At 41.5% G+C, this 15,157-nt stretch carries 14 protein-coding genes; 7 read left to right on the top strand and 7 right to left on the bottom strand.

Going from position 1 to position 15,157, the window contains the following annotated elements:
• Positions 1–21: 21 nt before the first annotated feature.
• From kdsA to lolE, 5 genes are all read left to right on the top strand, one after another.
• Complete coding sequence (gene kdsA, locus A6B40_RS04045) at positions 22–876, top strand: 3-deoxy-8-phosphooctulonate synthase (RefSeq protein WP_176671642.1); 855 nt, start codon at positions 22–24, stop codon at positions 874–876.
• 78 nt (positions 877–954) lie between these two features.
• The gene (locus tag A6B40_RS04040; protein ID WP_176671641.1) at positions 955–2,127 is read left to right on the top strand and encodes a lipoprotein-releasing ABC transporter permease subunit; all 1,173 of its coding nucleotides are present in this window, start codon (positions 955–957) and stop codon (positions 2,125–2,127) included.
• Positions 2,128–2,188: 61 nt separating this feature from the next.
• Complete coding sequence (locus tag A6B40_RS04035) at positions 2,189–2,746, top strand: GNAT family N-acetyltransferase (protein ID WP_112111306.1); 558 nt, start codon at positions 2,189–2,191, stop codon at positions 2,744–2,746.
• A 13-nt stretch (positions 2,747–2,759) separates the two neighbouring features.
• A complete protein-coding gene (lolD, locus tag A6B40_RS04030) occupies positions 2,760–3,443 on the top strand; it encodes a lipoprotein-releasing ABC transporter ATP-binding protein LolD (RefSeq protein ID WP_176671640.1) in 684 nt (227 codons plus the stop codon).
• Positions 3,440–4,705 (top strand): lipoprotein-releasing ABC transporter permease subunit LolE, encoded by a 1,266-nt coding sequence (gene lolE, locus A6B40_RS04025; RefSeq protein WP_176671639.1) that lies wholly within the window; start codon positions 3,440–3,442, stop codon positions 4,703–4,705. The genes lolD and lolE overlap by 4 nt, the downstream gene beginning before the upstream one ends.
• A gap of 62 nt (positions 4,706–4,767) precedes the next feature.
• Here lolE and thrS read toward each other — a convergent pair whose 3' ends face one another.
• From thrS to A6B40_RS04010, 3 genes are all read right to left on the bottom strand, one after another.
• Positions 4,768–6,699, bottom strand: a complete 1,932-nt coding sequence (gene thrS, locus A6B40_RS04020) for a threonine--tRNA ligase (protein ID WP_176671638.1) — start codon at positions 6,697–6,699, stop codon at positions 4,768–4,770.
• A 166-nt stretch (positions 6,700–6,865) separates the two neighbouring features.
• Positions 6,866–8,236: an MFS transporter gene (locus tag A6B40_RS04015; protein WP_176671637.1), complete on the bottom strand. Its 1,371-nt coding sequence runs from the start codon at positions 8,234–8,236 to the stop codon at positions 6,866–6,868.
• Between the two features lie 122 nt (positions 8,237–8,358).
• Entirely contained in the window at positions 8,359–8,925 is a 567-nt protein-coding gene (locus tag A6B40_RS04010) for a biotin transporter BioY (RefSeq protein ID WP_025342277.1), read from the bottom strand.
• 80 nt (positions 8,926–9,005) lie between these two features.
• Between A6B40_RS04010 and A6B40_RS10145 the strand changes: the two genes are divergently transcribed.
• A complete protein-coding gene (locus A6B40_RS10145; protein ID WP_236966877.1) occupies positions 9,006–9,419 on the top strand; it encodes a BPL-N domain-containing protein in 414 nt (137 codons plus the stop codon).
• Positions 9,420–9,428: 9 nt separating this feature from the next.
• Complete coding sequence (locus A6B40_RS10140) at positions 9,429–9,761, top strand: hypothetical protein (RefSeq protein WP_236966876.1); 333 nt, start codon at positions 9,429–9,431, stop codon at positions 9,759–9,761.
• Here the strand turns inward: A6B40_RS10140 and A6B40_RS04000 are convergent.
• From A6B40_RS04000 to suhB, 4 genes are all read right to left on the bottom strand, one after another.
• Complete coding sequence (locus tag A6B40_RS04000; protein WP_176671636.1) at positions 9,752–10,546, bottom strand: TatD family hydrolase; 795 nt, start codon at positions 10,544–10,546, stop codon at positions 9,752–9,754. The genes A6B40_RS10140 and A6B40_RS04000 overlap by 10 nt on opposite strands.
• Positions 10,547–10,612: 66 nt before the next feature.
• Positions 10,613–12,199, bottom strand: coding sequence for a carbon starvation CstA family protein (locus A6B40_RS03995; RefSeq protein ID WP_025342280.1), 1,587 nt, complete (start codon positions 12,197–12,199; stop codon positions 10,613–10,615).
• Positions 12,200–12,382: 183 nt separating this feature from the next.
• On the bottom strand, positions 12,383–14,236 hold the full coding sequence (gene dxs, locus A6B40_RS03990; protein ID WP_176672318.1) for a 1-deoxy-D-xylulose-5-phosphate synthase: 1,854 nt from the start codon (positions 14,234–14,236) through the stop codon (positions 12,383–12,385).
• 54 nt (positions 14,237–14,290) lie between these two features.
• Positions 14,291–15,103 (bottom strand): inositol-1-monophosphatase, encoded by an 813-nt coding sequence (suhB, locus tag A6B40_RS03985; protein WP_176671635.1) that lies wholly within the window; start codon positions 15,101–15,103, stop codon positions 14,291–14,293.
• Positions 15,104–15,157: the final 54 nt, after the last annotated feature.

Genomic DNA, 15,157 nt, shown 5'->3' with positions numbered 1-15,157 from the left:
TTATAAAACAAGGAAATCCCTATGACAGATAAAATCGTAAAAGTTGGTAATATTGAAGTGGCGAATAATAAGCCATTTACGCTCTTTGGTGGTATGAACGTGCTGGAAAGCCGTGATATGGCACTTAGAGTGTGTGAGCAATATGTTGAAGTGACGAACAAACTCAAGGTGCCGTATGTGTTCAAAGCCTCGTTTGACAAGGCGAACCGTTCTTCGATCCACTCTTACCGTGGGCCGGGAATGGAAGAGGGTTTGAAAATTTTCCAAGAGTTAAAACAGACTTTTGGGGTGAGCATCATCACTGACGTGCACGAAATTTATCAGTGTAAGCCGGTAGCGGAAGTGGTGGATGTGATCCAGCTCCCTGCATTTTTGGCTCGTCAAACCGATTTAGTAGAAGCAATGGCTCGCACCGGTGCGGTAATTAATGTGAAAAAACCGCAATTTTTAAGTCCGGGGCAGATGGGTAACATTGTGGAAAAAATTGCAGAATGTGGGAACGAGAACGTGATTTTATGCGACCGTGGCACAAACTTCGGCTACGATAATTTAGTGGTGGATATGCTCGGTTTCGGCATTATGAAAAAAGTGTCGAAAGGCTGCCCGGTGATTTTTGACGTAACCCACTCGCTACAATGTCGTGACCCATTCGGTGCGGCTTCAGGTGGTCGCCGCTCACAAGTGACGGAACTTGCTCGTTCGGGTATGGCAGTTGGCTTGGCAGGGCTTTTCTTGGAAGCTCACCCGGATCCAAATTCAGCAAAATGTGATGGCCCGTCAGCCTTACCACTTTCAACATTAGAAGCCTTCGTTTCACAAATGAAAGCGATTGATGATTTAGTCAAATCCTTTGCGGAAATTGATACATCAAACTAACCAAATCGGGGCGAATGTTATTCGCCCCACATTTATTTTTACCGATTATTTTTACTCATTATTTGTACCAATAAGCGAATGAATTTAACCCCTTTTTTTATTGCTTTTCGCTATTTTAGATCGAAAAGTGCCGACCGTTTCGGACGGCTCGTTACTAATCTTGCCAGCCTTGGCATTGTGCTAGGTGTGATGGCGTTGGTGATTGTGCTTTCGATTATGAACGGTTTGGAAAATATGCAGAAAACCAATCTGCTTTCCACCCTCCCACACGCTATTATTGCCCCACAAGAGGGCAATTTTGCCAATGAGGAAAAGCTTTCTTTGCCCGAATTTGCGAAACAAGCGGTCAAAATTAACCGAGCGAATGTCATTATTCAAAGCTCAGACGGTATTAATGCCGGGCAGCTGATTGGCGTGGAAGATGCCACGGATGATCCGCTGATTACCGATGAAGATATTGAGCAACTTCTCCCGAAAGGTGAATTTAAGGTGATGGTCGGCTCTCGTTTAGCGAATAAACTGAATTTGGCGGTAGGGGAAAAGCTCCGCTTGATGATCACCGAAAATAGCCAATACACCCCAATGGGACGAGTGCCGGTGCAGCGTTTATTTGAAATTTCAGGCATTTATCACTCCAACCGTGAGGCGAGCGAATTTACCCTGTTTGCGAATTTAGCTGATGTTGGGCGGTTGTTGAGAATTAGCGAAGAGCAGGTACAAGGCGTACGGTTATATCTGCAAGATCCGTTCCAAGTGACCGAACTTCCGCAACATTTCAGCGAAGAAAACTATAAAATCAGCGATTGGCGTGAGCAAAAAGGGGAATTTTTCCAAGCGGTTAAAATGGAAAAAAATATGATGGGCTTGCTGATTAGTCTGATTATTGTGGTGGCGATTTCCAATATTGTGACCTCGCTCAGCCTAATGGTGGTGGATAAACAGGGCGAAATTGCGATTTTGCAAACCCAAGGCTTAACCAAAAAGCAAGTGATGCAGATTTTTGTATTCCAAGGGGCGATTGTAGGCGTGATTGGCTCGCTGATTGGCGGTGTGCTTGGCATTTTAATAGCCAGCAATTTGGATCAGATTATTCTCTTGATCAACCCAGCTATTCATCTGCCAAGCCTGATTTTAGGCTCGCAAATTGCAGTGATCGTTGCGGTCTCAATTTTGCTTTCGCTGTTTTGCACCCTTTACCCAGCCTACCGAGCTTCAAAAATCGAACCGGCTCAGGCATTAAGATATGAATAATCGAATTTACAAATTTCTCATAAAATATGACCGCTTGTAAGCGATAAAACGGATAAATTTAATGAAGATAATACAGAAAATTCAAGAGAAACATTATGCTGATTATGTTTCTCTAATTAGTAGTCAGCTGGGAGAGGGTTATTTTACAGAGGCAGATTTTGTCAAATTAGATGCTGATCCTATGTCACTTGGTTTTGAGGCAACGGATAATAATGGTGAAGTATTAGGCATCATTACAGCAATGACTTTGCCTCATAATGAGGCGGTGGCATTATTAAAAATCTCACCAGAAAACCTACCTGAATATGCTAAAAATGCGAAAGAAATCGGTATTTTTAAAACAATAGCGGTCAGTCAGAAAGCGAAAGGAAAGGGCATTGGCTTAGCTTTAACCAAACAGCTTCTTGAAAGTTTTAAGCAGCAGAATATTTCTGTGATTGCTTGTGTTGCTTGGAAATATGGAGAAACAGAAAATATTAAAGGTGTAATGAAAGCGTTTGATTTTAAATGCTTTCAAGAAATTCCGGATTATTGGGTTGGGGATATTAATTTAATTTGTCCTGCTTGCAAAGTTCCTCCGTGCCATTGCCAAGCCAATATCTACTTTAAGCAAATTTAGTGGGTGAGTAAAAATGACAGAATTACTTCGCTGTGAAAATATCAGCAAATTTTACGAGGAAGGCGAACAGCAAGTTCAGGTACTAAAAGAGGTTTCGTTTTCAATGAATGCGGGCGAGCTGGTGGCGATTGTCGGCAGTTCGGGGTCGGGCAAAAGTACCTTGTTGCACACGCTTGGCGGTTTAGATCAGCCAACTTCCGGCGAGGTTTGGGTTCGAGGGCAGTCATTGCAGCAACTAAGCTCAGATAAATTAGCCTTATTGCGTAACCAAAACTTGGGCTTTGTTTATCAGTTTCATCACCTAATGGCGGACTTTTCAGCGTTAGAAAATGTGATGATGCCGATGTTAATAGGCAAACAGAACAAAACTGAAGCTGCAAATCGAGCGGAAAAAATGTTACAAGCGGTCGGATTATCACACAGAATTACACATCGTCCGTCTGCATTGTCTGGTGGGGAACGTCAGCGTGTGGCGATTGCTCGTGCTTTGGTGAATAATCCTGCCTTAGTGCTTGCCGATGAGCCGACCGGAAACCTAGACCAAAAAACAACAGAAAGCATTTTTGAGCTAATCCAACAGCTCAACCAAGAACAGAATATTGCGTTTTTGTTGGTTACGCACGATTTAAACCTTGCGAATAAACTTTCACGCAGTCTTGTAATGCGAGATGGAGTGTTAAGTGAGGGAACGCTATGAGTACGCCGTTTTTTGTAAGCTGGCGTTACCAACGGGGCAAGAAGAAAAACCGACTGGTTTCGCTGATTTCGTGGTTTTCAAGCATCGGCATTGCCCTTGGCGTGGCGGTGCTGATTATCGGGCTAAGTGCAATGAACGGTTTTGAGCGAGAGCTAAACAGCCGTGTACTTTCCGTTGTGCCGCATGCAGAGTTGGTATCTTACAACGGTAATCAGAGCTTGCCGATTCACAATATTAAAAAGTTGGAAGAATTGGTAAAAAAATCGGAAAAAGTGACCGCTAGTTCGCCTTTTGTGAGCTTCACCGCCTTAATTGAAAACGGCTCACAGCTTAAAATTGCTCAGGTGCGGGGCATTGAGCCGCAGAAGCAAGATCAAGTCAGTAAGCTTAGCCAATTTATCCTGAATGAACAGTGGCAAGCTTTCCAACAGCAAGCCAAAGCGGATGAAGATGGGCTGATTTTAGGGGCTGGCATTGCGAAAGCCCTCGAAGTTGAGGCTGGCGATGAGGTAACATTGCTGATTCCCCAACCAACAGAAGACGGCAAATTAGCCCAGCCATTGCGTTTTAATATGCCGGTGACAGGTGTGTTGCGTTTGGAGGGGCAGTTGGATCACAGCTATGCTCTTATTCCGCTGAATAAGGCTCAGGAGCTGATGGAATATCAGCCAAACCAAGTGTCAGGTTTGGAAATCAGCCTTGCGAACCCCTTTGATGTGCGAGTGTTGGCAATGCCGCAGCTTAACGGTTATCCGCAGCCGCTTTACTTGAATACTTGGGTGGAAAAATTCGGCTATATGTACAACGATATTCAGCTTATTCGTACGGTAATGTACATTGCAATGGTACTGGTGATTGGCGTGGCGTGCTTTAATATTATTTCTACGCTGATTATGGCGGTGAAAGATAAACAGGGCGATATTGCCATTTTGCGAACTTTGGGGGCAAATAATGCCTTTATTCGCCGCATTTTCCTGTGGTATGGCTTGTTTTCCGGAATGAAAGGGGCAGTATTTGGGATTATTTTAGGTGTAATTTTATCGCTAAATTTGACCGCTATCATCAAAGCAATCGAGGGCTTTTTCGGCGTAAAATTGCTGTCTGACGGTGTCTATTTTGTCGATTTCCTACCGAGTGAACTGCATTGGCAAGATGTTGGCTATGTGCTGCTTGCCACTATTATTTTAAGCTTATTTGCCAGCCTTTATCCGGCTAACCGAGCAGCAAAATTAGAGCCGGCAAAAGTGCTGAGTGGGCATTAAATTTCTGTCTCCTATCCAAACAAAAACGGCTAAATATTCACTATTTAGCCGTTTTCTTTATCTTATTCTTCGCCTAATAATTTCAGCTCACGAGATTTGATTTGGTTTTTCAAGATGTCGATTAAATCAGAAACCAAGTAAGTGCCTAAATCAGCCCCTTTGCGGGTACGCACTGATACTTTGCCTTCTGCGATCTCTTTATCGCCGCAAACCAGCATATACGGGACACGGCGTAGGGTGTGTTCACGCACTTTGAAGCCGACTTTTTCGTTGCGGAGATCCGCTTTCACACGAATACCAGCATCAGAAAGCTGTTTCACCACTTGTTGCACATATTCCGCTTGGCTGTCGGTGATGTTCATTACTACTGCTTGTGTTGGTGCAAGCCACGTTGGGAAGAAACCGGCGTACTCTTCGGTGATGATACCGATGAAACGCTCAATTGAGCCAAGAATCGCACGGTGAATCATTACCGGCGTGCGGCGACAGTTGTCTTCCGCAACATAAGAAGCTTCTAAGCGACCCGGTAGAGCGAAGTCTAACTGCACCGTACCACATTGCCATTCACGACCTAAACAGTCACGCAACGCAAATTCGATTTTCGGGCCGTAGAATGCCCCTTCGCCCTCTTGGATTTGATATTCCAAGCCGTTGTTGCGAAGTGCGTTCGCCAAGCCTTCTTCCGCTCTGTCCCACATTGCATCGTCACCGATACGGTTTTCAGGGCGAGTTGAAAGTTTTACCGCAATGTTGGTAAAACCGAAAGTACTGTAGATGTCATACACCATTTTGATACAGCTGGTTACTTCAGACTCGATTTGATCTTCGGTACAGAAAATATGGGCATCATCTTGGGTAAAGCCACGCACACGCATTAAACCGTGTAAAGAACCAGATGGCTCATTACGGTGGCAAGAACCAAATTCCGCCATACGAATCGGTAAATCACGGTAAGATTTCAAGCCTTGGTTGAAGATTTGAACGTGACCTGGGCAGTTCATCGGTTTGATCGCATATTCACGGTTTTCAGATTGGGTTGTGAACATTAAATCCGCGTAGTTTTGCCAGTGACCGGTTTTCTCCCAAAGCACACGATCCATCATAAATGGACCTTTCACCTCTTGGTAATCGTACTCTTTTAATTTAGTACGCACGAAGGTTTCGAGTTCACGGAAAATCGTCCAGCCATCATTGTGCCAGAACACCATACCCGGTGCTTCTTCTTGCATATGGTATAAATCTAACGCTTTACCGATACGGCGGTGGTCACGTTTTGCCGCTTCTTCTAAACGTTGTAAGTATTCGGCAAGCTGTTTTTTGTCCGCCCAAGCGGTACCGTAAATACGTTGTAGCATTTTATTTTTGCTATCGCCACGCCAGTAAGCCCCAGCCACTTTTTGCAGTTTGAAATGTTGGCAGAAACGCATATTTGGCACGTGCGGGCCACGGCACATATCAATATATTCTTCGTGATGATACAACGCCGGTGTTGCAGTGCGTCCGATGTTTTCATCTAAGATTGCCATTTTGTACGGCTCGCCACGGCTTTCAAAGGTATCACGAGCTTCTTGCCAGCTCACCGGGCGTTTTACCACGTCATAGTTGGTTTTCGCCAACTCTAACATTCGTTTTTCAAGGGCGTCTAAATCTTCTTGGGTTAATGAACGATCTAAATCTACGTCATAGTAGAAACCGTTTTCGATGGTCGGACCGATGGCCATTTTGACATCGGGGAATAATTGTTTGATTGCGTGACCTAATAAGTGAGCCGTTGAGTGGCGAATGATCTCTAAACCATCTTCATCTTTGGCAGTGATGATTTCAAGAGTGCTGTCTTGGCTGATGATGTCGCACGCATCACGGCGTTCGCCGTTTACACGCCCTGCAATGGTTGCTTTTGCTAAACCTGCCCCGATAGATTGGGCAACTTCCATTACAGAAACAGGGTTGTCAAATGAACGTTGTGAACCGTCCGGTAAAGTAATAATTGGCATAATAAATCCTTACAGTGGTAATCCATACGAGAGATTACTTGTTGAGTGAGAATGAAAAAACCGCTTACAAGCGGTCTTTTTTGATTAAAATTTTGCAATTTGCTTATTATTTCCCTTACAAATGGGGAATAAAAGCACGGAAATTTTAGCATAAAACAACGGAAAATTAAACCTTACTGTTTTCGCTATTGGTTAAGCTATCTTCAGATTTTTTCTCATCAAGTTCACTATTTTCATTTTCGGTTTGTTGCTCTTCTTCCAGCGTTTCAAGCTGAGCTTGGTATTCTTGCACCACCCCTTCATCAAATGGAATAAGCTCTTCCTCCACTAATTCAATTTCTTCAATTGGGCTTGCAGTGGCAATAGGGGTAGCATATTGCATTTCCGCACGCTCTGCTTTCGGAATTGGTTTAGTTCTAATAGCACAAATGAATAAAATAAGTGAAAACAAACCAAATAGTGCATAAAAACCATATTCAGCGGAAATACTCATCGCCAAACCGATAAGCGGTGGGGCAACTAATGCCCCTAAACCATAGCAAAATAGCAAGCCTCTGCTTACCTCAACGGTGTTCATATTATTCGGCAATTCATCGTTAGCCCGGGCGATACTCAACGCATATAAACTAAATAGGCTACAGCCAAATAAAAAGGCAATGATGTATTGTATCCAAGCGGTCAAATTTTCTTGAAAAATTGCAAATAGCCCAATAAGTGCAGTAAGAGTACCGACCACCGCACAAGCTAAAATAGCGTTACGTCTGCCAATGCGGTTTGAGAGCATCGCCATCGGCATTTGGCTGATAAAACCGCCGATCATCGAGATCATCAAATAAAGCGAAATTTCGCTTAGTGAAAAGCTAAATTTCAGTAGGAACACCGAGACCATTGTGAAAAAGCCATTGACCAACATTCCGCTAATAAAACTGGTAGCTAAGGCTAATGGCGAAATCGAAAATAGTTTAGGAATGCTAATACGTTCACGAGCTGGAATATCAGGCTGAACCATTTTAGTTAAAGCGATGGGGATCATCGACATCACTACTAAAATGGTCGATAAGGTAAAAATGTTTCGGCTGTTAAGCTCTAAACTTAATAAACTCACCCCCAAAATAAAAGCTAGGTAGAAAATAATATTATAGGTAGCAAGCACTTTGCCTCTGGTATCAACATTCGTTTTTTCGCTTAACCAACTTTCCACTAAAAGCAACAAACTATAATGACAGAAGCCCAAAATGATGCGTAAGACGCCCCAGATCCATAAATTATCGACCATCATATGGCTGAGAGCAGCAATCGCGAAAACAGCACAGAATACACTAAATGAGCGGATATGCCCGACACTCGAAACAATACGGTGAGCAAAAATGGTGCTTAATGCAGCTCCAATAAAGAAAGCCGCATTGAGTAAACCGATGATAATATCCGTTACCCCCATTTCGGCAAGTTTAATTCCTGCTGAGTTTAGAAATAAACCATAGCCGAAAAACAGAAAAAAGATACCTGAATAAAGGGAGTAAAATTTAGTGCTATTCAATGAATTCTCCTTAATCGGTTTACTATTATTAAAAACATTGTACCGACTTAATCACTTTTAAGCAAAAATAGGATAATCAGTTGAATAGAAAAGGCTTTGCATTAAGCAAAGCCTTAGAAAGATTAGAGTTTAGAGAAGAATTTGTAGCTTGGGCTAACTAAGATGCTTGCGAGAAGAGCCTTAAGCACGCCACCTAAAATAAATGGATATAAACCAGCCTGTAATACTGTGCCTTCCGGTACAAAGAAATAAAGTTGTGCTAAACCGAAAGCAAAAGTAATCACACTTGCAATTAATGCAACAAATAAGCTCTTCCAAAAAGAATTTAATACGCCTTTATCGCTATAATAGCCTAAGAAATAGGCAGTTGGGATATAACCTAATAAGTATCCCCCTGTCGGACCAAAGAAGTGATGGAAACCTGAAGCACCACTGGCAAAAACAGGTAATCCAATAGCTCCTTCAAAGAGATAAAGTAATACTGCTGCCGTTGCTGCTTTACGCCCCATTGCAAAACCAACAACCGTTAAAGCAAGTGTTTGCCCTGTAATTGGTACTGGGTACATTGGTACAGAAATTTGAGCAAAAATTGCAAGTAAGGTTGCACCGATAAAGGTTTTCAACCAAAATGTTGTTGTACTATTGGCTTCTAGCCAACGTTTAGTTTGAGTTAATTGAGTGGTGAACATACTTTTCTCCTTAAATATAGTAAAAATGTTCGCAGCAGATTATATAAGAATACATCTTTTGGGGTAAATGCAAATTTAAAATGGTAAAACCAGCTTATATTTATTGTGATGAAGGTAGCAGTGAAATTAGTGTTCAGTCATTGTTATTAGCGGTAGAGCAGCATTTACAACGCCCAGCTTGCCCTATAAATGCTGAACAAATTATTCAAGGCAAATTATCCGATGGCTGCTTATTTGTAATGCCCGGTGGGGCAGATTTGCCTTACTGCAAAAAATTAAACGGAGAAGGCAACCGTAAAATTCGCCATTTTGTTAAACAAGGCGGAGCTTATCTCGGTATCTGTGCCGGAGCTTATTATGGTTGTGCTGAATTGGATTTTATAGGACTTGGCTATAGTGTAAAAGGTAGCCGAGAACTTTCGTTATTTAATGGTGTTGCAAAAGGTAGCTTACCTAAGTTTACGAATGGAAAGCTCTACGATGAAGGGAGCTAGAGTAAAGCGATGATCGAGATAACACTTGCAGAAGGTGAAAAAACGATGTTTTATTATCACGGCGGTTGCTGCTTTGAGCCAACACCTAAAGCAGTTTTCTGCCCATTAGCTTACTATCCAGATGGATCATTCACGATGGTAGAAGGATATTTAGGGCAGGGATATTATCTGCTCTCCGGTGTGCATTTTGAATTACAAGCGGTCATTTATCAGCAAAGAATTGTAAATTGTTGCGAAGATCGTGAGGCAAAAGCAAAAGAAGAGACAATTTGTACCTATTTTGATAAAAACTACGGCTTGCAGGTTTGGCAACACCTACAAAAAAGATTAAATCAGGTGTGAGAAAATAATCTTTCACTATTCTGCCAAATGGTTTCAGCGATAATTTTGGGTTGCTCATTTCGCAATTCACATAAGCTATTAAAACTCATAATAAGCCGCTCCGGTCGATTAGGTTGTCCTTGAAAACCGAAAACAGGCATATCAGGAGAATCAGTTTCCAACAATAAACTTTCTAGCGGTAATTTTCGGACTGCTTCACGGGTTTTGTTCGCTCGTTGATAAGTAATTGTGCCGCCCACGCCAATTTTATAGCCGAGATCAACAAAACGTTTTGCTTGTTCATAACTCCCAGCAAATCCGTGAATCACGCCGGTTTGAGAAAGCTGTGCTTTTTTTAAAAACACAAATAACTGATCGTGGCTTTTACGTGAATGAAGATTAACTGGCAAATGGAATTTTTTAGCAAGGGCAAGCTGTGCCTCTAAAAACTCACACTGTTTTTTCCATAGTTCAGGAGAAGAAACTTCGATCACGGCTTTTTCTAAGCCTATTTCACCAATTGCAGTACAGAGTGGAGCTTTTTGACTGAGTTGATTTTCTAATAAATCTAAATCAGCAAGTTGATGCTCTTGAATATAAAGTGGGTGAAGCCCTAAGCCATAAACAATATTTTCCGGTTTTTCATTCGCACAAGCGGTTACTTTTTCAAAATTTTTTGCAAAAACAGAAACTACTAAGATTTTTTCCACTTGATGTTTTTGAGCATTTTCCACTAGTGTAGAAACACTTAAATTAAGGCTTTCTGAAAGGTAATCAAGATGAGTGTGAGTATCAAAAAATCGCATAGTCAACGTCGTATAACCAATAAAAATGGGGACTTATTGTCCCCATTTTTGCATTTTTAATCAAGTTTAGCTGGTTGCTAACTCATCTTCGTCACGCACATTATATGGTTTAAGTAATGTGAAGAAGCAGATGATACATACTACTGTAATCGCTAAACCGATGTACACCGATAATTGGTAATCTAAGCCGAAGCCGATTTTGTTGTAAGCTAAGTAAGTTGCACACACGGTTGTGATAAACCACGCCGGGATTGAACATACCCAGTGGAATTTGTTGTAGCGATATAAGTAGCCTGCTGCTGTCCATAACATTACCATTGCTGTCATTTGGTTTGCCCAAGTGAAGTAACGCCATAACACGCTGAAGTCTAATTTCGATACAATAAAGCCAAGAACAAACAGTGGAATTGCAATGTATAAACGTTTTACTAATGCACGTTGTTCGATACCAAAGATTTCCGCTAATTGTAAACGTGCTGCACGGAATGCGGTATCACCTGAAGTAATTGGTAATACCACCACACCTAATACCGCGAAGATACCACCAATAAAGCCTAAGAAGTGTAATGAGCTATCATATACCACTTTAGACGGTGAACCTGCAGCAATGGCATCTTGTAATGCTTGTGGGTTTTCATAGAATGCAAGACCAACCATACACCATACTAATGCAATTACACCCTCAGTAATCATCGCACCGTAGAAAATGAAGCGACCTTCGCTTTCATTTTGTGCACAACGTGCCATTAATGGTGTTTGTGTTGCGTGGAAGCCTGATAATGCACCGCAAGAAATCGTTAAGAATAGTAATGGCCAAATTGGAACATCACCTTTCACTTGGAAGTTTTGGGTGAATTTTTCCCACGTTAAACCTTGACCATCCGCATTTACGGTACGGAAGAAGTCAATTGGATCTGTTGCACTTAAATGAGCACTCACTAAGCCATACACCATACCCACAGACATAAAGAGCAATAATGCACCAAAGAATGGATAGATGCGGCCGATGATTTTATCCACAGGTAATAAGGTTGCAAGAATATAGTAACCAAAAATAATCAAGGTCCAAACAGAGATAACAGTTGCTTTATCCATTCCCCAAACAGTAATACCACCTGCTGCAACAGCTTCTTTTACCGCTTCAACATCACCTAATTCCATTGCACCTTGGGTTGCACCTGCAACGTCCATTGTAATGGTTGCTAATAATTGAGCCGGACTGGCAACGAACACCACACCTACTAATAAAAGTAGAACCAATGCCATTACGTTAATAAATAATTTAACCGGACGACCTAAAAACTTACCTGCAAGGTTTGGCATTGTTGCACCACCATTACGGATACTCAACATACCACAGAAATAGTCGTGCACTGCACCAGCAAAAATACATCCGATAACAATCCATAACATTGCAACCGGCCCGTATAACGCACCTAAAATAGGGCCAAAGATAGGACCCGTGCCTGCAATATTTAATAATTGAATAAGCCAAATTTTTGTTTTTGACATTGGCATATAGTCAACACCATCTCTCATTGAGTTAGCCGGTGTTAATTTATTTGGATTAATCACGAAGATTTTTTCGATGATTTTTCCATAGGTAAAATAGCCAAGAATAAGTATGGCTACGCAGAAAAAGAACCACAACATAATAGAAATCCTATAATCTATAAATGAATGAAGAAAGATTTTTAGTATAAATACTAAAAAATCGTGTCATTGTAAGTAGGAGTATGAGTAAAGTAAAATAAATTGTGAGATTTGTGTGAAATATTTTGTTAGAAATGTGAACTATGTCAAAAATCCCCTGTTTAGAGGGGATCTTCTATATGATTAAGAATAGAATTTTTGGATTTTTGCTTCAATACCCTTTGCATCTAAACCGAGATCGGCATAAGCTTCAGGTTGGGTAGATTGAGGCACGAAGAAATCAGGAATACCAAGCATTACAAGCGGTTTAATTTTGCCGATATTTTGCAAATATTCATTTACAAAACTCCCTGCTCCACCTTGAATAGCATTTTCTTCAAGGGTAACAAAAAGCTCGTGTGAATCCGCCATTTTTTGGAGTAAATCTTCATCAAGTGGCTTAACAAAACGCATATCAACAAGCGTATAATCGTGTTTTTCTGCCACAATTTTGGCTTCGTCTAATAATGCTCCGAAGTTTAAAATTGCAACTTTTTTGCCTTCACGTATTACCCTCGCTTTACCCAATCCTAATGCTTGCATTGGTTGCAACGCTACACCTTTTGCATTCCCTCTAGGGTAACGAATAGCAGTTGGCGTATTCATTGTATAAGCGGTATAAAGCATTTGACGCATTTCGTTTTCATCGCTTGGTGCCATAATTGTCATATTTGGAATACAACGCATAAAGCTTAAATCAAATGCACCTTGATGGGTTTGACCATCTGCTCCAACAATACCAGCTCGGTCAATGGCAAAAATGACAGGCAAGTTTTGAATTGCCACATCGTGAATAAGCTGATCGTAAGCTCGTTGTAAGAAACTTGAATAAATAGCAACAACAGGCTTATATCCTGCAATTGCCAAGCCTGCACCAAAGGTAACAGCGTGTTGTTCAGCAATTGCTACATCAAAATACTGTTCCGGGAAACGTCTGGAAAATTCAACCATACCCGAACCTTCACGCATTGCAGGAGTAATACCGATAATTTTCGGATCACGCTCTGCCATCTCACATAGCCAATCGCCAAAAATATTGGAATAGGTTGGTGGTGCTTTTGATTTAGGTAGCTCATTAATTGTTGGATCAAATTTAGGCACACCGTGATAGCCGATCGGATCGTTTTCCGCAGGCTCATAACCCTTACCTTTTTTAGTGCGAACATGTAGGAATTGAGGTCCTTTCAGCTCACGCATATTGCTTAAGGTTTTCACCAATTCATCAATATTATGACCGTCAATCGGGCCGATATAGTTAAAACCTAATTCTTCAAATAAAGTACTTTCTGGCGAAAAAATAACGCCTTTCATATGCTCTTCACTTTTCTTCATAAAGTTTTTGATAGTTGGTACTTTATCAAGAATTTTTTTACTGCCATCACGCATAGATGTGTAAAGCGAGCTAGAGAAGATGCGGGCAAGGTGGTTATTTAATGCTCCTACATTTTCTGAAATCGACATTTCGTTATCGTTTAAAATAACCAACATATCGGTATGTAATGCACCTGCGTGATTTAATGCTTCAAACGCCATACCTGCGGTAATTGCTCCATCGCCAATCACACAAACAGTTTTACGTCCAGCATCTTCTTTTTCAGCCGCAACCGCAATGCCTAAACCTGCACTAATGGAAGTCGAAGAATGCCCAACACTTAATACATCATAAGGGCTTTCCTCACGCCAAGGAAAAGGGTGAATTCCATCTTTCTGGCGAATGGTGTGCATTTGCTCACGGCGACCTGTCAAGATTTTATGTGGATAAGCCTGATGCCCAACGTCCCAAATCAGCTGGTCAAATGGGGTTTGATAAACATAATGCAAAGCAACCGTGAGTTCTACTACACCTAAACCAGAGGCTAAATGGCCACTTGTTTGGCTCACAGACTCCAGTAAATAGGATCTCAATTCATCAACCACCTCTTGTAGTTTGTCTGTAGGGAGCAAACGCAAGTCTTCAGGAGAATTGATTTCATTTAACAGAGGATACTTCTTTTCCATCATATTTATTCCCACAATTTATTCGCAAAATGAGCAAATGATGTTGTTACAAAATTAAGCTTTTAGTTCTTCAGTTAAAGTTGGCTGAATACTATTTAAAATCTCTTTCACCACACGACCGTTACCCACCACTAAGTTGCCCGATTTTAAGTAATCTGTTCCACCAACAAAGTTGGTCACAATCGCACCAGCTTCACGAGCGATTAATTCGCCTGCTGCACAATCCCAAGGTTTTAAGCCGATTTCAAAGAAACCGTCCACACGACCAGCTGCAACATAAGCTAAATCTAACGCTGCTGAACCGGTACGGCGGAAATCTGCCACGCCATTGTTCATCAAGCCTTCAAGCATATTTAAGTGAGCTTCACGGTGTCTGAGCACTTTGAATGGGAAACCGGTTGCTAAGATTGTGCCTTTTAAATCACGGCGTTCAGCATCAATACGCAGGCGAAATTCGTTTAATTTCGCCCCTTCACCACGCACAGCAGTGAAAAGCTCGTTACGGATAGGATCGTAAACCACCCCTACGGTTGTGCGGCCATTTTCTCGAATAGCAATTGAAACAGAGAAATGCGGTAAGCGTTTTACGAAGTTGGTTGTGCCATCTAATGGATCAATCACCCACTGCACATTTTCATTGCTACCGTTTAATACGCCAGACTCTTCTGTTACGATTGAGTGATCAGGGTACGATTTACGGATCACCTCAATAATCGCCGCTTCTGCCGCTTTATCAATTTCGGTTACATAATCATTTGTATTTTTTTGTGAAACTTGAGTATCTTGAGGCGATTGCTCATAGCCTTTGGCAATAATATTGCCTGCTTTTCGTGCAGCACGAATAGCAATGTTTAACATTGGGTTCATATTTCCACCAGATTTTAAAGAACATAAAAAGATAGGCGATTATAGAGAATATTG

The organism is Mannheimia varigena (assembly GCF_013377235.1).
GTDB classification, from domain to species: Bacteria; Pseudomonadota; Gammaproteobacteria; order Enterobacterales; family Pasteurellaceae; genus Mannheimia; species Mannheimia varigena.
This window is presented reverse-complemented; position numbering and strand designations above follow the sequence as displayed.

What these genes read in the sequence shown, in the direction of transcription:
- kdsA (WP_176671642.1), top strand. Translation starts at nt 22, where the DNA reads ATGACAGATAAAATCGTAAAAGTTGGTAATATTGAAGTGGCGAATAAT.
- A6B40_RS04040 (WP_176671641.1), top strand. Translation starts at nt 955, where the DNA reads ATGAATTTAACCCCTTTTTTTATTGCTTTTCGCTATTTTAGATCGAAA.
- A6B40_RS04035 (WP_112111306.1), top strand. Translation starts at nt 2,189, where the DNA reads ATGAAGATAATACAGAAAATTCAAGAGAAACATTATGCTGATTATGTT.
- lolD (WP_176671640.1), top strand. Translation starts at nt 2,760, where the DNA reads ATGACAGAATTACTTCGCTGTGAAAATATCAGCAAATTTTACGAGGAA.
- lolE (WP_176671639.1), top strand. Translation starts at nt 3,440, where the DNA reads ATGAGTACGCCGTTTTTTGTAAGCTGGCGTTACCAACGGGGCAAGAAG.
- thrS (WP_176671638.1), bottom strand. Translation starts at nt 6,699, where the DNA reads ATGCCAATTATTACTTTACCGGACGGTTCACAACGTTCATTTGACAAC.
- A6B40_RS04010 (WP_025342277.1), bottom strand. Translation starts at nt 8,925, where the DNA reads ATGTTCACCACTCAATTAACTCAAACTAAACGTTGGCTAGAAGCCAAT.
- A6B40_RS10145 (WP_236966877.1), top strand. Translation starts at nt 9,006, where the DNA reads ATGGTAAAACCAGCTTATATTTATTGTGATGAAGGTAGCAGTGAAATT.
- A6B40_RS10140 (WP_236966876.1), top strand. Translation starts at nt 9,429, where the DNA reads ATGATCGAGATAACACTTGCAGAAGGTGAAAAAACGATGTTTTATTAT.
- A6B40_RS04000 (WP_176671636.1), bottom strand. Translation starts at nt 10,546, where the DNA reads ATGCGATTTTTTGATACTCACACTCATCTTGATTACCTTTCAGAAAGC.
- A6B40_RS03995 (WP_025342280.1), bottom strand. Translation starts at nt 12,199, where the DNA reads ATGTTGTGGTTCTTTTTCTGCGTAGCCATACTTATTCTTGGCTATTTT.
- dxs (WP_176672318.1), bottom strand. Translation starts at nt 14,236, where the DNA reads ATGGAAAAGAAGTATCCTCTGTTAAATGAAATCAATTCTCCTGAAGAC.
- suhB (WP_176671635.1), bottom strand. Translation starts at nt 15,103, where the DNA reads ATGAACCCAATGTTAAACATTGCTATTCGTGCTGCACGAAAAGCAGGC.